The sequence below is a fragment of the Niallia sp. MER 6 genome, assembly GCF_023714395.1.
Lineage (GTDB): Bacteria > Bacillota > Bacilli > Bacillales > Cytobacillaceae > Niallia.
Window position 1 is genome coordinate 103814 of the sequence record NZ_JAMAUK010000005.1, and the last position, 19092, is coordinate 122905.

17 protein-coding genes are annotated in these 19092 nt (G+C 38.0%); 9 read left to right on the forward strand and 8 right to left on the reverse strand.

The genetic code is table 11. The features are described 5' to 3' along the window. Positions 1–189 precede the first annotated feature (189 nt). Complete coding sequence (locus M3600_RS09135) at positions 190–726, forward strand: cysteine hydrolase family protein (RefSeq protein ID WP_233313547.1); 537 nt, start codon at positions 190–192, stop codon at positions 724–726. Positions 727–1066: 340 nt separating this feature from the next. Next, a complete protein-coding gene (locus tag M3600_RS09140) occupies positions 1067–1681 on the forward strand; it encodes a lysozyme family protein (RefSeq protein ID WP_282581393.1) in 615 nt (204 codons plus the stop codon). Positions 1682–1732: 51 nt separating this feature from the next. Here M3600_RS09140 and M3600_RS09145 read toward each other — a convergent pair whose 3' ends face one another. Both M3600_RS09145 and M3600_RS09150 read right to left on the reverse strand, forming a co-directional pair. Beyond that, positions 1733–2452, reverse strand: a complete 720-nt coding sequence (locus M3600_RS09145) for a GntR family transcriptional regulator (RefSeq protein WP_233313548.1) — start codon at positions 2450–2452, stop codon at positions 1733–1735. 65 nt (positions 2453–2517) lie between these two features. Then, entirely contained in the window at positions 2518–3717 is a 1200-nt protein-coding gene (locus M3600_RS09150) for an enolase C-terminal domain-like protein (protein WP_251645481.1), read from the reverse strand. Between the two features lie 309 nt (positions 3718–4026). Here M3600_RS09150 and M3600_RS09155 point away from each other — a divergent pair, with 309 nt between their 5' ends. Continuing rightward, positions 4027–5424 (forward strand): PTS transporter subunit EIIC, encoded by a 1398-nt coding sequence (locus M3600_RS09155; RefSeq protein WP_237941595.1) that lies wholly within the window; start codon positions 4027–4029, stop codon positions 5422–5424. A 43-nt stretch (positions 5425–5467) separates the two neighbouring features. Here M3600_RS09155 and M3600_RS09160 read toward each other — a convergent pair whose 3' ends face one another. Further along, positions 5468–6394, reverse strand: coding sequence for a LysR family transcriptional regulator (locus M3600_RS09160; protein ID WP_251645483.1), 927 nt, complete (start codon positions 6392–6394; stop codon positions 5468–5470). Positions 6395–7108: 714 nt separating this feature from the next. Between M3600_RS09160 and M3600_RS09165 the strand changes: the two genes are divergently transcribed. Genes M3600_RS09165 through M3600_RS09175 form a run of 3 tightly spaced genes read left to right on the forward strand, consistent with a single transcriptional unit; the run spans position 7109 to position 9949 of the window. After that, positions 7109–7633, forward strand: a complete 525-nt coding sequence (locus M3600_RS09165) for a hypothetical protein (protein WP_251645485.1) — start codon at positions 7109–7111, stop codon at positions 7631–7633. Next, on the forward strand, positions 7630–9348 hold the full coding sequence (locus M3600_RS09170; RefSeq protein ID WP_251645487.1) for a methyl-accepting chemotaxis protein: 1719 nt from the start codon (positions 7630–7632) through the stop codon (positions 9346–9348). Before M3600_RS09165 ends, M3600_RS09170 begins: the two co-directional genes overlap by 4 nt. A gap of 22 nt (positions 9349–9370) precedes the next feature. Further along, entirely contained in the window at positions 9371–9949 is a 579-nt protein-coding gene (locus tag M3600_RS09175) for a DNA-binding protein (protein ID WP_251645488.1), read from the forward strand. Between the two features lie 27 nt (positions 9950–9976). Here the strand turns inward: M3600_RS09175 and M3600_RS09180 are convergent, their stop codons facing one another. Together M3600_RS09180 and M3600_RS09185 are read right to left on the reverse strand one after the other, a co-directional pair. Further along, the gene (locus M3600_RS09180; protein ID WP_233313555.1) at positions 9977–10405 is read right to left on the reverse strand and encodes a hypothetical protein; all 429 of its coding nucleotides are present in this window, start codon (positions 10403–10405) and stop codon (positions 9977–9979) included. Positions 10406–10428: 23 nt separating this feature from the next. Next, a complete protein-coding gene (locus M3600_RS09185) occupies positions 10429–11118 on the reverse strand; it encodes a DUF421 domain-containing protein (RefSeq protein WP_233313556.1) in 690 nt (229 codons plus the stop codon). A gap of 394 nt (positions 11119–11512) precedes the next feature. Here M3600_RS09185 and M3600_RS09190 point away from each other — a divergent pair, with 394 nt between their 5' ends. The 3 genes from M3600_RS09190 (at position 11513) to licT (ending at position 15886) form a co-directional block, all read left to right on the forward strand. Then, on the forward strand, positions 11513–13429 hold the full coding sequence (locus tag M3600_RS09190) for a beta-glucoside-specific PTS transporter subunit IIABC (RefSeq protein WP_251645490.1): 1917 nt from the start codon (positions 11513–11515) through the stop codon (positions 13427–13429). A 77-nt stretch (positions 13430–13506) separates the two neighbouring features. Continuing rightward, positions 13507–14928 carry a 6-phospho-beta-glucosidase gene (locus M3600_RS09195; protein WP_285854763.1) on the forward strand — a complete coding sequence of 474 codons (1422 nt, stop codon included), beginning with the start codon at positions 13507–13509 and terminating at the stop codon, positions 14926–14928. A gap of 127 nt (positions 14929–15055) precedes the next feature. Then, positions 15056–15886, forward strand: a complete 831-nt coding sequence (gene licT / locus M3600_RS09200; RefSeq protein WP_233313558.1) for a BglG family transcription antiterminator LicT — start codon at positions 15056–15058, stop codon at positions 15884–15886. Positions 15887–15930: 44 nt separating this feature from the next. Here licT and M3600_RS09205 read toward each other — a convergent pair whose 3' ends face one another. The 3 genes from M3600_RS09205 to M3600_RS09215 form a co-directional block, all read right to left on the reverse strand. Beyond that, entirely contained in the window at positions 15931–17307 is a 1377-nt protein-coding gene (locus M3600_RS09205; RefSeq protein ID WP_233313559.1) for an MFS transporter, read from the reverse strand. Positions 17308–17339: 32 nt separating this feature from the next. Beyond that, complete coding sequence (locus M3600_RS09210) at positions 17340–18353, reverse strand: quercetin 2,3-dioxygenase (RefSeq protein ID WP_251645491.1); 1014 nt, start codon at positions 18351–18353, stop codon at positions 17340–17342. A 68-nt stretch (positions 18354–18421) separates the two neighbouring features. After that, a complete protein-coding gene (locus tag M3600_RS09215) occupies positions 18422–18997 on the reverse strand; it encodes a TetR/AcrR family transcriptional regulator (RefSeq protein ID WP_233314735.1) in 576 nt (191 codons plus the stop codon). Between the last annotated feature and the right edge of the window lie 95 nt (positions 18998–19092).

Here is a 19092-nt window from a genome sequence, read left to right on the forward strand (position 1 = left end):
TAAACTTACTAGTGCTGCTTGCTTTAGTTTATGGATTATACAAATTTTTAACATATAGATACAAAAAAGCGAAACGTTAATCTCATATGGAACTTAAAAAAGGTTTGGTGCGTATAAGCAGCAAACCTTTCAAATTTATCCTTATTTATCAAATAAAGCTTATTATCGTGTTAAAGGAGAGGGAATACAATGGGCAAAACAGTCTTGCTGGTAGTTGACGTTCAAGAGGCATTGATGGCAGAACATCCATATAATGAGCAAAAATTGGTGGAGAATATAAAGCTGCTGATAAGTGCTGCAAGGGATAATAATCAAGAAGTAATCTATGTGCAGCATGAAGACGATCCAGGCGAGGAACTTGAACGAAACACAGATGGGTGGAGAGTCTTTTCTGCCATTGCTCCCATAAATAATGAGAAGAGATTTGGAAAACGTTATAATAGTGCTTTTCTAAAAACCGGATTGACACAGTATTTACAAGACAATGAAACGAGCACGATTGTTTTAGTTGGCCTGCAAACAGAATATTGTATTGATTCGACCTGCAAAAGCGCTTTCGAGCTAGGATTCGAAGTAATCATACCAGAAGAAACGAACAGTACATATGATAATGAGTTTTTATCAGGGGAAAAAACCTATCAATTTTATAACTACAAAATTTGGAATAAGCGGTTTGCGAAAGTTGTTCCAGTGAAAGAAGCAGTCGAACTATTAGCAAGAAGATGATTGTTAGTTTAATAGTACAGCCTAGTAAAAGCAGCTTTCTCACTCTACACCATGTAACTTAAAGGATAGCTGCTCTTTTTTATTCTTCAAGGATCTGCAAAGGATAATATGTACCGAAGAGATTTGTGTTAGGCTCTCGCCTGTCCCATTCATCCTAAGTAGCAGTCTTTCCTTTACGCTCCAATCAATCTCCTTTTTTAATAATCTCCTCTCAGAAGAACGAAAAGGTAAAAATATTCTGACCTTTCTGTTGAAGAAAGAAATTTCTGCTTATATCCTGTATAATGGAAAACGTAAATAACGACGAAAAATTATTATATTGCTTTAATGAGGGGTTAAATTGAAGAAAAGAAGAAAAGTAAGGAAGCTGCCGATTCTTATTCTGTTAATAATGATTGTGTATATTGGATACTTAGTGACCGCTAAAACCATTAAACATACGGAACAAACTAGATTAGTGAATTATTTGCCTGATATCATCAATGAATTAGAAAGAAATGACCTCGAACCTGATGAGTTTGCACCTGTTTTGCTTGCGATTATGGATCAGGAAAGTCATGGGAAAGGCACTGACCCGATGCAGTCATCAGAATCTGCGGGCCTGAGCCGAAATGAAATCACCGATCCGACTGAAAGTATTAAACAAGGAGTCTTCCATTTTTCTGAAATGTACAAATATGGAGAGGCAAATGGGGTAGACATTGATACGATTATTCAAAGTTATAATATGGGACCAGGCTATATTGATTACGTTGTCAGCAAGGAGACAAATCACAGTGAGGAAATAGCCAAATCCTACTCTGAATACATGGTAGAAAAATCGCCTGAGCTGTATACTTGCAATAACGATAAACTAAACTTCCGGTACCCTTATTGCTACGGTGATTATACATATGCCGGGAAGGTTACGGCAAAGCTTGAAGATATGAATAAGATTGTAGAGCATCACTCTTAAACTATGGAATAAGAAAATACAGACCAGTGGCATAAATTGCACCTGGTCTTTTTAATTTTTTCTATATTCATGACTGTGTTTGTTGAACGGAGTGAAATAAGATACAGAGTAATCCAAATTAATGATTTCACTGTATTCAAACACTTTACCATTTTCTAAAATTCCTCTATTAATAATCCGCATAGCTGCGCTTCCTTTTTTACAGTTAAGCAGTTCTGCATCTTCTTTCGTAATATTGATCGCATGATATGTTGTGATAAAGTGGGATATGTGATAACCGCATTGCTGAACATAATCATGAACAGAGCTTTTTATCTTTTCTTCATTAAGATCTGGAAAATAGGTAAAAGGAAGAACCGACGTTTCAATCTGCATTTTTTGATAGTCGACAATCCTGACTCGTTTATATTCCCATAATCGTGCATGAGGCAATTGGCGCAAATCAAATATCTTTTCTAATTCTTGATTAGGCTTAATTTTTTTGAAATAGATTATTTCAGAAGTGATTTCGTTGAACTTTTTTTCAGTTAATGAATTATAAATCAAGGGGCTTTTATATTTAGTGTCTGAAACAAAGATACCGGAACCTTGAATAATGGATACACACCCAATATTGACAAGTTTTTTTAACGCTTCTCTAATGGTATATCTTGAAACAGCATATATACTAGAAAGCTCCCGTTCTGTAGGGAGCTTTTGTCCAGCCTTGTATTTATTTTGATATATTTTACTAAGAATATCTTCTGCAATGAAATCTCGTTTTTTCATCATTATACCTCTATGATAAGATTAGTTTCCTCATATTCATGCAGGAGGCTAAGCAATAGATGTAGCTGTTACGGTGTGTGAATGCTGCCGTTTGGAATACGTGATTCTGTCCACTTATGCTTACGGTAGATGACAGGATATTTGCGTGCCAAATCCTCATTAAATTCAACGCCAATCCCATTTCTCTCGATAGGATAGATATAGCCATCCACTACTTCAACATTTCCTGGGAACATTTTTTTCGTTTCTTCATCAGGTTCCTGTACTTCCTGGATCGCCGCATTATGTAAATGAATATTTAAGTGTGTATTAACAGCAACACCTATTGGAGTCATATCCGAAGGTCCATGCCAAGCTATTCGCACACCAAAATTTTCGCATAAGGCAGCAAGCTTTAATGCAGGTGTGATGCCACCAATTTGGGAGACATGACAACGGATAAAATCGATGTGTCTGTTGACAATCAGATTGCGCCACTCAAGTGGGTTGTTGAACAATTCTCCTGTGGCAATCGGAGTGCTGCATTGACTTCTCAATCGTGCAAGCCATTCATTTTGATCAGGCGGAAGGATATCCTCCAGGAAGTAAGGTTTATATGCCTCTAAGTCCTTCGCAAGCTGCAGGGCATCATTAGGAAAAAGCCTTTCATGCACATCGTGCAGGAAATGAATGGAGAATCCGTATTTTTCCCGCAAGGCGCTAAACATTGCGACAACATCCCTGCGATAGATGTCCTGATCAAAAAATTCCCCTCCGCTAATTTGCGTAGGCAAATGCATCTTATGGTTCTTCCCGCCATATTTGCCGAGCTGGCAGCGAATATGACGATAGCCTTTTTCAATCAGCTTGTCGACTTCACTGAATAGCGCTTCTATCGTTAGGCCGTCCGCATGTGTGTAGGCAGCAATGGCATCCTTAGACTTACCTCCAAATAACTGATAAAGTGGCATATTAGCAAGCTTTCCTTTAATATCCCATAACGCCATATCAATACCTGCAATCGCATTATTGATGACAGGTCCGTTGCGCCAATACGCATTGACCATCATTACTTGCCAAATGTCTTCAATATGATTGGCATCCCGGCCAATGAGCAATGGTTTTAAATATTCCTCAATAATTGTTTGAACTGCTAATGGGCGCTGTTGAAAAGTCGCACATCCATATCCATAAATTCCTTTGTTTGTTACTACTTTCACCACAATAAGATTATGGCGATGCGGGTTAGTGACAAATGATGCAATGTCAGTAATGATTGTCGGTTCCAACTATTAATCTCCTTCTCTCTTCATTTCATTCGTGTCAAATCAAGTCATTTAGTGATTTCATTTAAGCACAGAGCCAATCTAGAAGTCAATTTGGTCAGGTAAGTAATCAGTATAAGTTCATTTACCATACCAATTTGCGGAGACAGGAAGGTTGAAACCCAAGTGAATAAAGGGATTCTCTCTTTTTTTGGTTATTTTTAAACCGTTTTCATAAATGCTGATGCTGTGCTATTATTTGCTTGTCAAATCAAGGCTCCATTTAGCAAGTTTTACTTTGTTCGTTACCTGAATTATGAAAGGATGCTGAATATGAAGGAAAAAGAAGCTGTTAAAAAAATCATAGCCTATGTTGGCGGAAAAGAAAATATAAAGAAGGCCTGGCATTGTATGACGAGACTTCGCTTTGATTTAATAGACCAGTCTATGATAGATCATGAAAATATGAAAAAGATAGACGGAGTAATCGGAGAGCAATTAAAGAGTGATCAGTATCAAGTCATAATCGGAACAAATGTACAATCCTACTATTCTTCTTTAATGGAGGAACTGGAGATGAATGAGAATGATGAAGGGAGCCAATTGAAGGAAGATAAAACGCAAAAAGGCTTATTCGGGAGACTGCTGGACGTAGTTTCTGGTGTTTTTGGACCTATTGTTCCTGCTATAGCAGGTGCAGGTATGATTAAAGGAATTTTGGCAGGCTTACTGGCACTCAATATATTGCCAAAGGAAAGCGAAACAGTAGTCATTCTCGATTTAATTGCCAGCGGTGTCTTTTATTTTCTGCCGTTCTTTTTAGCAGCATCGGCAGCCAAAATATTTAAAACAAATCAATACTTAGCTATAGCAGTAGCAGGCGGTTTTATGTACCCATCCTTGCTTGATGCAGCAAAGCTTGGCGAGGTAAGTCAATTTCAATTTATAGGCTTGCCTATTCCGGTAATTAATTACTCAGGCACTGTTATTCCTATTATTCTTTCTGTTTGGGCGTTAAGTTATATTTATAGATGGGTAGATAAGTTTATGCCGTCTGTTTTGCGCACAGTTTTTACACCAACACTGACATTATTTTTAACTATTCCATTTACACTTATCGCATCAGGTCCGCTGGGCAGTTATGTAGGAAAAGGGCTGGCTTATATGGTAGAACTGCTGTTTGACATCTCTCCAGTATTAGCAGGGGTTGTAATGGGAGGAGCAAGACCAATTGAAATTGTGTTCGGAGTGCATCATGCCATTACTCCGATTGCCTTGCAGAACTTTGCAGATAAGGGCTATGATATGCTGATGCCAATGATGTTTATGACAAATATGGCCATAGCCGGAGCAACCTTCGCGATGTTTTTTAAAGCGAATAATAAGACAGAAAAGTCTATTATATTATCTGCGACAATCTCTGCCATTTTAGGAATAACAGAGCCGGCCTTGTTCGGAGTGCTGATAAAAAACCGTAAGGCATTTATTGCTTGTACAATTGGAAGTACTGTTGCAGCAACATTTTTTGCAGCAATGGGAGTTAGAATTTATGGATATATTCTCTCAAGCATTGTCAGCCTTGTTGCCTATGTTGGTCCATATTTTCCATACGCGATTATAGGCATTATCCTCGCCATCGGAACTGCATTTACTATTGCGTTTATTACAGTTAAAAAGAATTCATATGGAGTGGTCCAAAGAGATAATGCTGCCATAAAAATAGAAGGATGAAGCGGGATAGGAGGGCTTCCATTATGGACCCTCCTAACAAATGTCATCCTAATGCTTCTAATGGACATCCTTGCCGTATTAAGTTTTTGACTGTGTTTAAGTAGTTCATGACATTCTCATTTTTAGCACTTTCTTTAGGATATACCGCCCACATTTCGCGATAAATATAATGTGGATTTCTAAAAGGCAACACGAAAATTTCGCCATTCAGTGTGTCTGGATGATTCATTAAGGAAAAATCGTCAAGTACACAAATAGCATGACCATCTTTTACAACCTTTCTGATTAGGAAACTGTTATTGGATGTTACAAACACAGAATTGTCTTCTAGTCCTGTCTTTTTCACTAGTTCTCGATGTGTTGCCGTTTCAAATATAGCGATGCTTTCATTTGTTAAATCAGTTGTGGTCAGAAACTTCTTTGATCGTAAGGAGGAGTTTTTGCCAACTGCAACACAGACATAGCTGCTATAAAGGGGCTCTATATGGAACAAGTCATCATAAGCATACAGATTTCTGTTTTCTACAATAAAGGCAATGTCGAATGCGCCATTATTTTTAATAATTGTTTCCATAATATCCTCATGCATTCCCTCTTGTATTTCAACCTTCAGCTCTTTATGTTCAGCCTTTAAAGCCATGAAGGCATTGTAGCCTACATTTCCAAAGGTTGGTGTGAAGGCAATTCGCAATGGAACACTTAAGCTTCCTTGGGCAATGCCTTTTACTCCCTCATACAGCTCTTTAAATTTGCACTGCAGCTCAAATGCCTGCTTTAAAACAATACTCCCTTCTGATGTAGGAATGGTTCCTTTATTAGAACGCTGAAAAATAGTCACTCCAAGTGTTGCCTCTATTTGAAGGATGGATTGGCTGATTGCCGAAGGGGTTATATGCAATTTGTCTGCTGCTTTACGGATAGATTTTTCTTTTGCTACTTCTAATAAATAATCAATTTGTTCCAAATTCATCTTGGTCCTCCTGCTTGTAATAGACAATGGATTTAAGGCTTACTACTGAAGTGATGGATATATAACATTTGCACTATCTCAATAGTACTAAAAAAATTTTTTCTCGTTGTCTCAATTTTAGAACGGGAAGTTTCATGTTAGAGATAACTGACAGAAATATAGAAGATGATGGAATATTTGAGAGTAGAACTAGAAACTAATGATTGGCTTTGTTAGAGCATTAAGCCTCTGTTTTCCTTCCTAAACTAGCTTTGAGAGTAAGTTTTTCTTTACACTGTGTTTAGTTTTCTTACATTTACGCTTCGGTTTTTCTATATTAGACTTCAGTTTGCAGGCACTAGTAAAAAGTTGTGCTTGCATTTACCTATTCAAACTTAAAGGAGGACAGGAGACCGGTTGGTGAAAAAGAACTGCTTGGAAGAACAAATCACCATGATTACACATCAATTTCAACCAATTTATTGCTGTCAGTCAGAACTATATGCAGCTATGCAGCCCAAATAAGTCTTGAGTGACTTTTAGAACAAGTTATCTAAAAGCATCCATACACTATTGAAAACGTTATCTATTTAACAGTATATATCCATCTATTTCATTCACGAAGGTGTGGAAACACATGAAGCTTATCTGCTGGCCAAGCAGTTAGGAGCAGACATTTGAAAAGGATATTATTAAGCTTTCATTCATTATTTTAAAAATTATAGGAGGTTACGAATGACTGGTTATTTATTGACTCTTATAGGAGAGGACTTTTTCGCCTTGTCACTGAAAAATATGAAAACATTGTGTTTGACAGATTCCATTCAAGACTCTGAGTTTTTTAATAGAACGATAAAGGATTCTTCCAGGTTTATTGGTTTTACCAAGCTTAAATACACGCCGCTATTAACAATTAATCCTAATCAAGAAGCAGAAGAGCTGCTTACAGGAATCATTGATACAAGTGAACTTTTGTTCCAAAAGAAATCTGATTTATCTTCCTCTTCAAAACTTGTTGTGTATGATGTTGGCGATCAATATCTTTCATTTGTAATCGACGATGCTATTTATATTGAGTATTTAAAGGAAAATGGTATTAAAAAAACGGCTTTGGATATGCCTTATGGAGCGTTCTGCGAAGGAACAATAGAATTCAATCAGAATCTGTTTACGATTATTAATTTGATAGATTACTATCAGACCATTAGTGAAGGAAATATTTTTAATAGTATGAATAATAATGGAAGGTGTGGAAAATGAAAATTTTCAAAAATATAAAAGTTAAAAACAAATTGTTGACACTGTTTGTCACTTTTTTTGTGCCATTAATAGCACTCGGAGTATTCAGTATTGTCACTATAAATAAGATATCAGAAAGTTCTGAGATTATTTTTAAAGAAAACCTTGGGCCGATTAAGTTAATACACGATATGGAAACTAAAAGCTTAATGATTAATATGGAAATTTTTAAGCTGATGCTTGCGAGTGATGATAGCTTGAATGAACAATATATAGATAACTTAAATTTATTGAAAATAGACCAGGAGCAGTTAACAAAACAATTTCCTTCATCCGAATATAATCATACGAAAGAAGTGAATCTTCTATTTGCTGATTATATGAAAGCAAGAGGGGACTTAATTGAAACAAATAACAAGATAATAGAACTGGCAGTTAAAAATAAAAACAAGGAAGCTTATGCTATTTTTTTACAAGAGGCAGAATCAATTAGAAAGAAAGTAAACGGTCTGTTGCACGAAATTACCAGCTTATTAGAAGCAGAGTCAGAACAGGCATATCATGATTCCATAAATATGCAAAAAAAGGTAACCATCCTTCTCATCATCACCATTAGCGTATCAGCAATTACCAGCTTTGTGATTGGTCTGTTCATCGTTAAAGCAATAAATGTGCCGATTAGAGAAATTGTCAAGCTTCTAGGAGAAGTCGAAAAAGGTGATTTCACGGTGAAAGGAACGTATGAGGCAAAGGATGAATTAGGCTTTTTAAGCAAGTCATTTAATAACATGATTCAAAATGTAAATAACATAATGATGAAGGTAAAAGTTACGTCTGAGCAGGTGGCTGCGGCAGCAGAACAATTAAGTGCCAGCGCAGAGGAGAATACGAAGGCGAGTGAGTTCATTACCGCTACAATTGTAGATGTCTCGGAAGCAAGCGGAGTACAAGCGAGCAATATGAATCATGTTTCTGTTATCATCGACGATAATGCAGTCATGTCAAAGCAAGTTCTTGCCAATACAGAGGTTATCACAGAAAACGTCCAAAATGCTGCAGAGGTTTCAGCTGATGGAAGAAAAGTGATTAATAAAGTCAGCGGTCAAATGACACAAATTAATCATACCGTTCATTCTGTGGCTGAATCGTTCAAGGAATTTAGAGAAAGATCAAAGGAAATCGGCAATATTAACGATGTGATTACTAGTATTGCTGGCCAAACGAACCTTCTAGCGCTTAATGCTGCGATTGAAGCAGCACGGGCAGGGGAGTCTGGCAAGGGATTTGGTGTAGTCGCCGAGGAAGTAAAAAAGCTGGCAGACGAATCCGCGGCTTCAGCGCAGCAAATCTCCAGGCTTGTCAGCCAAATTCAAAAGGATACAGATTCAACAATGTACATGGTCAATCAGGCTACAAAGGAAGTACAAGAAGGTTTAGTGGTCGTCCAAGAAGTTGGTGTTAATTTTACTAATATTGAAACAATTATTTCTGATGTGACGCCGCAAATAGAGGAAGAAAAGCAGCTAGTCCATAAGTTGCTTGCATCAAACGAACAAGTGCACACATCTGTTGATGAAGTTAAATCACTTGCGGATACAACTGCGACTGGCACGCAAAATGTTACTGCCGCGACAGAAGAACAGCTCGCATCCATGCAGGAAATTGCTTCTTCCTCCACTAGTCTGGCTCAGCTTGCAGAAGAATTAAACAATCTTATTAAGCAATTTAAAATCTAAAACTAAAGTTTGGTGAGAATGTATGAGCAAAAAACCATGGAGAGCGGAAGAAATTAATCTTCTACAAACATTAGTTGGACAAAGGTCAGTGACTGCAATTGCAAAAGAGCTCGGGCGGACACCAGGAGCAGTTTCCAACAAACTGAGCCGCCTTGGTCTTGGTGCAACAAGGAAGCAGACAGGCATGTTAACGGCAAGAGAACTCGCAAACAAGCTTGGCGTAACGACGAAAACGGTTGTAAGCTGGGAAGCATATGGACTTAAGACAGTTACGAGGGTAACGAGATATAAAAAGCAATTTATTCTCATTAAAATGAAGAATTTTTGGGAATGGGCCGAACAGAATAAAAGCTTAATTGACTTTACGAAGCTGTCAAAAAAAGATTTTTCAACCCTGCCTGAATGGGTGTCTGGCAACATAAAAGCGGCGAGAACAAGTGTTCGCTACCGTCATTGGACAACAAGCGAGCTAAAAAAGCTGCATGTGCTGATTGAAAAGGGATTAACCTATAAACAGATTAGCAAGCTATTAAACAGGTCTGAATCTAGTGTAGAAAAGAGATATTCACGTCTAATTAAGGGCATTAGAAAAAGTGGTTAAAAGGGCTGCCAGCGAGGCAGCCCTTTTTTAGTTTCCTTTATAATATTTAACAAGCTTGATCTCAATGCCGCTTACCCCATCTTTTTCGAGCCGAGGAGCTGTTCCGCCAATATTAGGTGCATCAATTTCTAAAATGACGGTGTCCATATTCGTTTCGCCATCAGGTTCGCCAACTAATACGGACAGCTTAACCTCAAACCAGCCGTTATATTTGCCTTTTTCTATCTGTTTTTGCATCATGGCAACATCTTCAACCTTAACTGGATTAACGATCATGTCTTTGTCGTATTGATTATGTACGATTCTGATTAATTTTGGTTCAATAATAGAAAATAAGATATCCTCCGCTGTAAAATACCCATCTACTTTTTCAGATTTCTCTTCTGTTTTTGCAGACACAAGGTCACCATTATAAAGGAGTATTGTTAAAAGCAGCAACATGAACATTTTTTTCAATATAATCACCTTCCTAAATAAAATTAAGTACTTGATGAATATTCATATTTCGATAGTTGTAATCCGCTGTCTTCCTGCCATTCTGCATAAAGGACCTCTTTATAATCTTTTATTTGCAGCTGAGATAATTGCAGCTTAAGCCAGTTTTCATCAAAGCCCAGCTCCTGTAAATTTTGCTTGTCCACTTTTCCATCAAGTATGAGTGCATAAGAAAGCTGGACTTTTTGTTCATCAATATGTAAATCCTCTTTTGTGGGTGTGGCGTAACGATGCTTAGGTGCCACACTTATATTACCATCCTGCTCTAAGATGACATACTCCGCCTCATATAAAGAAAAATATCCTTGTTTTCTTAACAGATGCTGCAGTTGATTGAGATCGAGATGATTTTTTTTTAACTTTTTATAGTCTATATGACCTTTATTAATCAATATGGACGGCTTGCCTTCAAAAAAGCTGCGTAAAACAAATGATTTCTGTGTTAAAAACTCAACTATGTAAATAAGCAGTCCCCAGAGCAAAATGCTAAAAATAATTTCCAAAACAGTTGTTCTTTCATCGAATATCGAATCACCTACAAAATTTCCTAATACCATTCCTGTAATGAAATCGAAAGGTGTTATTTGGGAAAATTGTATTTTACCGAGTACTTTTAGCATAAGCAGCAGTGTAATGAAGCCGACACTCAATTCGATTGCTATATCCTTAAACATGTTCTCACCTATTATTCAATATGTTCTAATCAAGTCCAGCATACAAGGAATGCTCAAGAAATGCCTATTTATCCCTACAAATAGATTGCGACCCAATTTTAAAAATATACATAAAATAACTGGAAAAATGATAATACAAATAAATCTATTCTCAATAATGCAACTAATCTGTAAAGTTACAAAAATATTTTTATTGAAAGCGTTGACATGTAATCGTTCTCATGATAAATTTAACCTATCAAATAACAACTTAATAAAAGTTCCTAGATGGAATGTTACCTTAAGTGGGCATAACCTGAACTGACTAGAACACGCTGTTAATAGTGTGATTTAGTGGGCTCAGGTTTTTTATTTGGCAAAATATAAAAATAGATAAAAGAAGGAAGGGTCAAAAATGAAATATGAGCAGCTGGCAAAAGATATTATTGCTAATGTGGGTGGAAAAGAAAACGTTTCCAATGTAGTCCATTGTATTACACGCCTTCGCTTTAAGCTGAAGGATGAAGGCAAGGCAAATACAGAGGTTCTAAAAAATATGGATGATGTTGTCACAGTGATGAAAAGCGGCGGGCAATATCAAGTAGTTATCGGAAACCATGTACCAGATGTATACAAAGCTGTAGTCACAGTAGGTGGATTTCAAGGTCAAGAGCAAGTTGATGAAGAGGAAGGACCAAAAGGTTCCCTATTCAGCCGCTTTATTGATATGATTTCAAGCATCTTTACACCAGTCCTTGGCGTTTTAGCTGCATCAGGGATGATCAAAGGCTTTAATGCACTATTTGTCGCACTTGGTTGGCTGACAAACACATCCGGCACGTATCAAATCTTAAATGCAGCTGGTGATGCTCTGTTTTATTTCTTGCCAATCTTCTTAGGTTATACAGCAATCAAAAAGTTCGGCGGTACACCATTCATCGGTATGGCAATCGGAGCCGCATTAGTGTATCCGACCCTTTCAACTCTAACTATAGGTGACCCGCTTTACACAGTATTTGCAGGAACCATGTTTGAATCACCAATTTATGTAACATTTTTAGGAATTCCAGTGATTTTAATGTCTTATTCATCATCGGTTATACCAATTATTTTGTCTACATTCTTTGCAGCAAAAGTGGAAAAATGGCTTCGTTCCTTTATTCCAGATGTTATTAAAACATTCGTAGTGCCATTATTAACATTATTAATTGTCATTCCAATAACATTTATGGTTATCGGCCCAATTGCAACATGGGCAAGCAGTTTGATCGGTGCAGGTTCATTATTCATTTATAACTTAAGTCCATTAATTGCAGGGATTTTGCTTGGCGGACTATGGCAAGTAATCGTTATTTTCGGTCTTCACTGGGGCTTAGTGCCAATTGCGATCAACAATGTGGCGACAATGGGCTTCGATACAATTCTTGCAACAGTATTTGCAGCATCCTTTGCACAAATAGGTGCAGTTCTTGCCATCTTAATTAAAACGAAAGATAAAAAATTGAAATCATTGAGCATTCCAGCATTTATTTCCGGCGTATTCGGTGTAACAGAGCCTGCTATTTATGGTATTACATTGCCATTGAAAAAACCATTTATCATCAGCTGTATTGGTGCTGCTGCAGGTGGAGCTGTTCTAGGATTCGCTAATGTAAAGGGTTACATTATTGGCGGTCTTGGGATATTCGGAATACCAACTTACATCAGTCCTGATGGGCTTGGTATGGATCTATGGGGTGCATTAATCGCAATTGTTGTGGCATTCGTAGTTGCTTTCATTTTAACATACTTGTTTGGCGGAATCGGTAAAGAACAGAAAAACAGCTCAAATTCAGAAGTGAAAGCAGCTTCTAATGAAGTAGCAGCTGCGGTTGTACAGCATGAAGTAATTACAAGTCCTTTAAACGGAGAAGTGAAATTATTATCTGAAGTAGAAGATGCAGCATTTTCAACTGGTGCATTAGGTCATGGCTTAGCAATTGAACCGACTGAAGGAAAGCTGTATGCACCAGTATCTGGTACAGTTTCAGCTCTTTTCCCGACAAATCATGCAATAGGAATTACAACAGATTCTGGTGCTGACATTTTAATTCATATCGGAATGGATACTGTTCAGTTTGAAGGAAAGCATTTCAGAGCACATACAGTACAAGGGGAATATGTCGAGAAAGGTCAGCTGTTGATTGAGTTTGACATGGAAGAAATCCGTAAAGCTGGCAAGTTGTTAACAACTCCTGTTGTTGTGACGAACTACAAGGATTTCAACATGGAGCTGACGAATAAAAAACAAGTCACTACAGTGGATGAGTTATTGAAACTAGATGTAAAATAAAAGAAAAAGACTGGTTAAGTAAGGAAGGAATCAGCTCCTTACTTAACCAGCGTTAAATATGAAGGAGGAGAAATATTTTGGCATTTCAAAAAGGATTTTTATGGGGCGGCGCGATTGCTGCAAACCAAGCTGAAGGAGCATATCTTGCTGATGGAAAGGGATTAACAACAGTTGATCTTTTGCCGACGGGTCAAAAAAGATTTGACATTATGATGGGTAATCTGACTTCTTATGAACCAATTGAGGGTGAGTTCTATCCATCACATGAAGCAATTGACTTTTATAACCGTTATAAAGAGGATATTGCCTTATTTGCCGAAATGGGCTTCAAGGCATTGCGTTTATCGATTTCTTGGGCAAGGATTTTCCCAAATGGTGACGATGCCGAACCGAATGAGGCTGGCTTGAAATTTTATGATGATTTGTTTGATGAGTTGAACAAGCATGGCATTGAACCAGTTGTGACAATCGCTCATTTCGATGTACCTGTTAACTTGGTGGAGAATTACGGCAGCTGGAGAAACCGCAAGCTTGTCGGGTTCTTTGAAAAAAATGCAACAACTTTGTTCAACCGCTATAAAGATAAAGTAAAGTACTGGATGACCTTTAATGAAATCAACATGCTACTTCACTTGCCGTTTGTTGGAGCTGGCCTTGTGTTTAAAGAGGGTGAGGATAAGTTGCAGGTGAAATACCAGGCAGCACATCATCAGCTTGTGGCAAGTGCACTTGCTGTGAAAGCTTGCCATGACATTATTCCAGATGCAAAAATCGGCTGTATGCTTGCTGCAGGACAGACATATCCTTACAGCTGCAACCCAGACGATGTTCTTGACGCAATGGAGAAAGACCGTGATTCGTTCTTCTTTATTGATATTCAGTCCCGCGGTAAATATCCAGGCTATGCGAAAAAATTCATTAAAGACAATAATATTACGATTGAAATGGAAGCAGAAGATGAAGAGATTCTGCTTAACAATACAGTAGATTATATCGGTTTCAGCTATTATGCGAGCAGAACAACAAGCACAGACCCAGAAATCAATAAGACTACTTCAGGAAATGTGTTCGGTTCCATTGAAAATCCGTTTCTCCAAAAATCAGAATGGGGCTGGACAATTGATCCAAAAGGCTTCCGCATTACAGCTAATCAATTATATGACCGCTACCAAAAACCGTTGTTTGTTGTGGAAAATGGCTTAGGAGCTATTGATGTTCCCACAGATAATGGGGAAGTTTCGGATGACCACCGCATCGATTATTTAAGTCAGCATTTAAAAGAGCTGTCTCAAGCAATAGATGAAGGTGTGGAAGTGCTTGGCTATACTAGCTGGGGACCAATCGACCTTGTAAGTGCATCAACAGGAGAAATGAAAAAGCGTTATGGCTATATTTATGTGGACAAGGATAATGACGGAAACGGCACGCTTGCCAGATCACGGAAAAAGAGTTTTGACTGGTATAAAGAGGTTATCGCTGCAAACGGTGAAAATCTATAATCAGCATCATTTTAGGAAAGCAGAAGGTTGCTTTCCTTCTTTTGAATTTTCGAAAAATAGTCCTTTTAGATCACTTTTTCTATTATAATAAAGAGAAACATACGATATTAAACGAATAGGTGGTTACATGAAAATAACCAGAGTATTTAATAATAATGTCATTAGTGTACTTGATGACAAGCAGGAAGAGCTCATCATTATTGGAAAGGGGCTCGCTTGGCAGAAGAAGCCAGGAGATATCGTGGATGAAGAAAAAATTGAAAAGATTTTTGAGCTGAAGAATAAAGATATATCGCAAAAGTTCAAGACCCTTCTTTATGAAGTCCCCATTGAATATATGGAAGTGACAGAAGAAATCATTAAGCTTGCTAAAGACAGGCTCGGCAGAAGCTTTACTGACAGTTTTTATATTTCCTTAACAGATCATATTCACTTCGCTGTTGATAGAATAGAAAAAGGACATATCATTACCAATGCTTTATTATGGGAAATCAAACGATTTTACAAAGATGAGTTCACAATTGGTAAGGAAGCTTTGCAGCTCGTAAAACAAAAGCTGGGAGTAGATTTGCCGGAAGATGAAGCTGGCTTTATTGCAATGCATATTGTCAATGCTGGTTTAAGTGAGGAAATGCCTAATATTGCTAACATAACAAAGGTCATTCAGGATATTATGAATATTGTTAAATATCATTATAAAATGGAATTTGATGAAGAATCGCTAAACTATTTCCGGTTTCTAACCCATTTGAAGTTTTTTGCACAACGGCTGTACAGTAAAACATACTTGGCGGATGATGATTCATTTTTATATGATGCTTTTAAACAGAAACATCCAGGAAGTGTTGAATGTACAGAAAAAATCTCAGAATATATAAAGAAACAGTTCGACTACGATATTACAAACAATGAAAAGCTGTATTTAGCTATTCATGTTCAAAGGCTAGTTAGTCGATAGCAAAAGGAAGGCTTTTTTAGCCTTCCTTTTTTGTATACTCTTATTTATCCACGCACCGCACTATATCTTTTAAAGCGGAAATGGTAAGTGAATGTGACGATAATAATTAAAACAGTAAGCACTGTGTAAATATTACTGTAGTTTAAACTGTCTTGTGCTTGAAGGAGCGGATTCAGCTGAACTGAAAAGCTGCCTTTTTCGAGCGCTTTGCTCATTAATGTAGTGAAAAGAGCACCAGAGATAAAATTCGTCATCATTAAAATCCCCATTCCGACACCAACGTCTGCTTTTACGAGTGTGCCTGATACAGTATTGGACAAGGCAATTTGCATAAAGGTTTGCCCGATACAAGCAAACATTAGTACAAACATAATAATATACGGTGACAAGCCTGCCACAATGGAAAGGATGCTGTAGCCGACAAAGAAACCGAGCAGAGCGATATAAGTAAGAACATGATTCCCTTTTAAATCAGCAAGTTTTCCGCCGCTTCGCCCTAAACTTGCTGCAAGTAAGGCACTCGGAAACATATACAAGCCGCTCAAAATCGGTGACAGTCCATTAACATCCTGCAGCAGCAACGGTGTCAAGTAGGGAATTCCGAAGCCGATTCCTGAACAAAGTCCAGAAATGACAATTCCTAAGGAGAACTGTTTATTTTTGAATAAAGAAAGCTGTACAAATGGGTCTCTTGCTGATTGAATCCGCCATAGAAACAGCATAAAAAATAAACCACATAAAGCAGCATACCAAATGGAGCTTTGTGTTATAGCCAGCAGCAGAAAAGCGAGTGTTCCAGCAAGGAAGGCAGCACCGACCATATCTATTTTTCCATATCTCTGCTGTTGTTCTTCTTGTAAGTATTTGCGGAAAAACGGCAAGGTAACAAGAGACAGCAAGGAGACAATAAATAAATAATGCCAATTAAAGAAGCTAGTCACACAGCCAGCTACAATTGGACCGATCGCCGTTCCTAACGCCATGCCAGCAGATGTTAAACCTAATACTCGTCCTCGATTTTCACTATTGAAGTAGCGAGTGGGAATAATCATTGACACAGTTGGCATGACAGATGCTCCCATCGCTTGCAGACAGCGGCCTGCAACAAGCAAAGGAAAGCTGCTTGCTGCAAAACCGAGAATGCTCCCTGCTGCAAAAGTGCATAAACCAAAGGTTAGCAATGTTTTTAGCATATATTTGTCAGCCAGCTTTCCATAAATGACAGACCCGATTGCATAAATAATAATGTAAGCTGTCACAATCCAGCCTGCCTCTGTTGGCAGCAGATTGAACTCTCTAGTAATAGAAGGAATGGCCATGTTGAACATAGTGGAATTCATGACAGAAATAACTAATGCAAAAACAAGAACTGTTACCAGCCTGTCTATACCTTGTTTTTCTTTATTTACAGCGACAACCATTTTTCTTCTCCTTTTAATCGTTTATTAGCTATTTATTTTGGTTTGTTGACCACTTTTAGATCAAGAACATCTAAGTTTTCGATAACCCGGTCGAAACGAAGCGGCATCGCCTCACTTGGGAAGGTGTAATGCTCAAAATCGTCGCCAAGAATGCGGAAAAATGGTTCAAATAAACCAGAAGCGAGCAAGCCGACCATCTTAGTATAGTGAGAGTCTAGGCGATAGGAGTGAACGGTGCCTGCTGGAACATGAAGGAAATCTCCTGGAAGCATCTCAATCTCTTGGCCGTCAGCCCACATCGTCATCTTCCCTTCAAGGCAGAAGAATGTTTCCGTATGATGTTCATGATAATGTTCAACAATCCTGTCACCAGCAGGCCCGTCTGAAGCAACAATAATAAATTGGCCATCTGTATTTTTTTGTGATGCAATAATGCGATGAAGCTGATCTCCTGTCAAAAGACGGTCTCCTTCACCTGAGTAGATAACATAGGGAATTGCTCTGTCAGGCAGGCTCGTGACACTTGCTACTTCAGAAGTTATGTCAGGCTGTTTTTTTAACTGTATATCTGTATGTAAAGTAGCATCCAGCAAAACTTCAGTTGGGATGTCACTATTAACATTTGGCGGATATTCAGGTTGGTTGTAGGGTTTACCAATAATTCGGTAAAGCTCTGCGATTTCACCATTGGCAGTATAAGAGACAAATCTTGTTCTGTGGGCTTTCATAACATAGCTGTGCACAGTTCCAGCAGGTATGTGGGCATAGTCGCCAACTGTAAGCAAATACTTGATGCCATCAAGCTTTATTTCCAGTCTGCCGCTTAAAATCAATATTCCTTCATGTGTGTTTTCATGGATATGAGAAGGAAAGGAATCCTCTTTACCTCCAGTAATCATCACCATCCCAAAAATATTATCTGTACTAGGTGAATCTGCCATTATGGTGGCAACTTGTCTGCCGAAGAGACGATGTTCCCCAGCACCGCTTCTTAGTAAATAAGGTTTTTTTTCTGTTGGTAGTCCTGTTTCTTTTAATAAGTTCATGCTTTTATCTCCTTTGTAATTGACTAGACCGGTCTGTCTAGTATCATAATACAAAGGGATAATAAATTCTACCCTTTGTTGTTAAAAATTTGTGGAATAATTTCACTGATGGCCAGCAATGGTGCTTTGTCCTTACGGGTTATCGACTGCATAATCCCCCCGCCGATCATGGAATTAATCAGCATGCCCATCTTTAATGCATAATCTTGGTTGTATCCGTTTTGCACTAGTTTAGCAGCAATAATTCTTTCCCATTTTGCAAATGCCTCAACGCATGCAAGACGCAACGGCTCACTAATAAGTGCCGTTTCACTTGCCAGCAATCCGATCGGAATTCCTTCAATATGTTCAGGTGATTCAAATTGACTTGAAGTATCGGCAATAAACGCTTGAATTGCTTCAATAGGGTCATTTATTTCATCCATAATCGTTTGCAGCTTTCTTTCAATGTAACTGCTTGTATAGTGGACGGCTTCGATTGCCAATGATTCCTTTCCTTGAGGAAAGTGGTGGTAAATAGAACCTTTTGGCAGTCCGCTTTCACTGATAATTTGATTCATGCCTGTCGCGTGGTAACCTTGCAGCTGAAAAAGCCGAGAAGCTGTTTGCAGTATTTTGTCACGGGAATTTAATTTCGTCTCCATCATTATTTTCCTCCTCCTTCAATTGTGAGAATAGTCCTACCTAACTATAGAAAATAGATAAGCTATTGTCAAAGAAGCAATTCTCCATTTAAAGC

Bases quoted from the DNA above. Each gene is read 5' to 3' on its own strand.
- M3600_RS09135 (WP_233313547.1), top strand. From the start codon at position 190: ATGGGCAAAACAGTCTTGCTGGTAGTTGACGTTCAAGAGGCATTGATG.
- M3600_RS09145 (WP_233313548.1), bottom strand. From the start codon at position 2,452: ATGATGAAAAAACGAGATTTCATTGCAGAAGATATTCTTAGTAAAATA.
- M3600_RS09155 (WP_237941595.1), top strand. From the start codon at position 4,027: ATGAAGGAAAAAGAAGCTGTTAAAAAAATCATAGCCTATGTTGGCGGA.
- M3600_RS09160 (WP_251645483.1), bottom strand. From the start codon at position 6,394: ATGAATTTGGAACAAATTGATTATTTATTAGAAGTAGCAAAAGAAAAA.
- M3600_RS09165 (WP_251645485.1), top strand. From the start codon at position 7,109: ATGACTGGTTATTTATTGACTCTTATAGGAGAGGACTTTTTCGCCTTG.
- M3600_RS09170 (WP_251645487.1), top strand. From the start codon at position 7,630: ATGAAAATTTTCAAAAATATAAAAGTTAAAAACAAATTGTTGACACTG.
- M3600_RS09175 (WP_251645488.1), top strand. From the start codon at position 9,371: ATGAGCAAAAAACCATGGAGAGCGGAAGAAATTAATCTTCTACAAACA.
- M3600_RS09185 (WP_233313556.1), bottom strand. From the start codon at position 11,118: ATGTTTAAGGATATAGCAATCGAATTGAGTGTCGGCTTCATTACACTG.
- M3600_RS09190 (WP_251645490.1), top strand. From the start codon at position 11,513: ATGAAATATGAGCAGCTGGCAAAAGATATTATTGCTAATGTGGGTGGA.
- licT (WP_233313558.1), top strand. From the start codon at position 15,056: ATGAAAATAACCAGAGTATTTAATAATAATGTCATTAGTGTACTTGAT.
- M3600_RS09205 (WP_233313559.1), bottom strand. From the start codon at position 17,307: ATGGTTGTCGCTGTAAATAAAGAAAAACAAGGTATAGACAGGCTGGTA.
- M3600_RS09210 (WP_251645491.1), bottom strand. From the start codon at position 18,353: ATGAACTTATTAAAAGAAACAGGACTACCAACAGAAAAAAAACCTTAT.
- M3600_RS09215 (WP_233314735.1), bottom strand. From the start codon at position 18,997: ATGGAGACGAAATTAAATTCCCGTGACAAAATACTGCAAACAGCTTCT.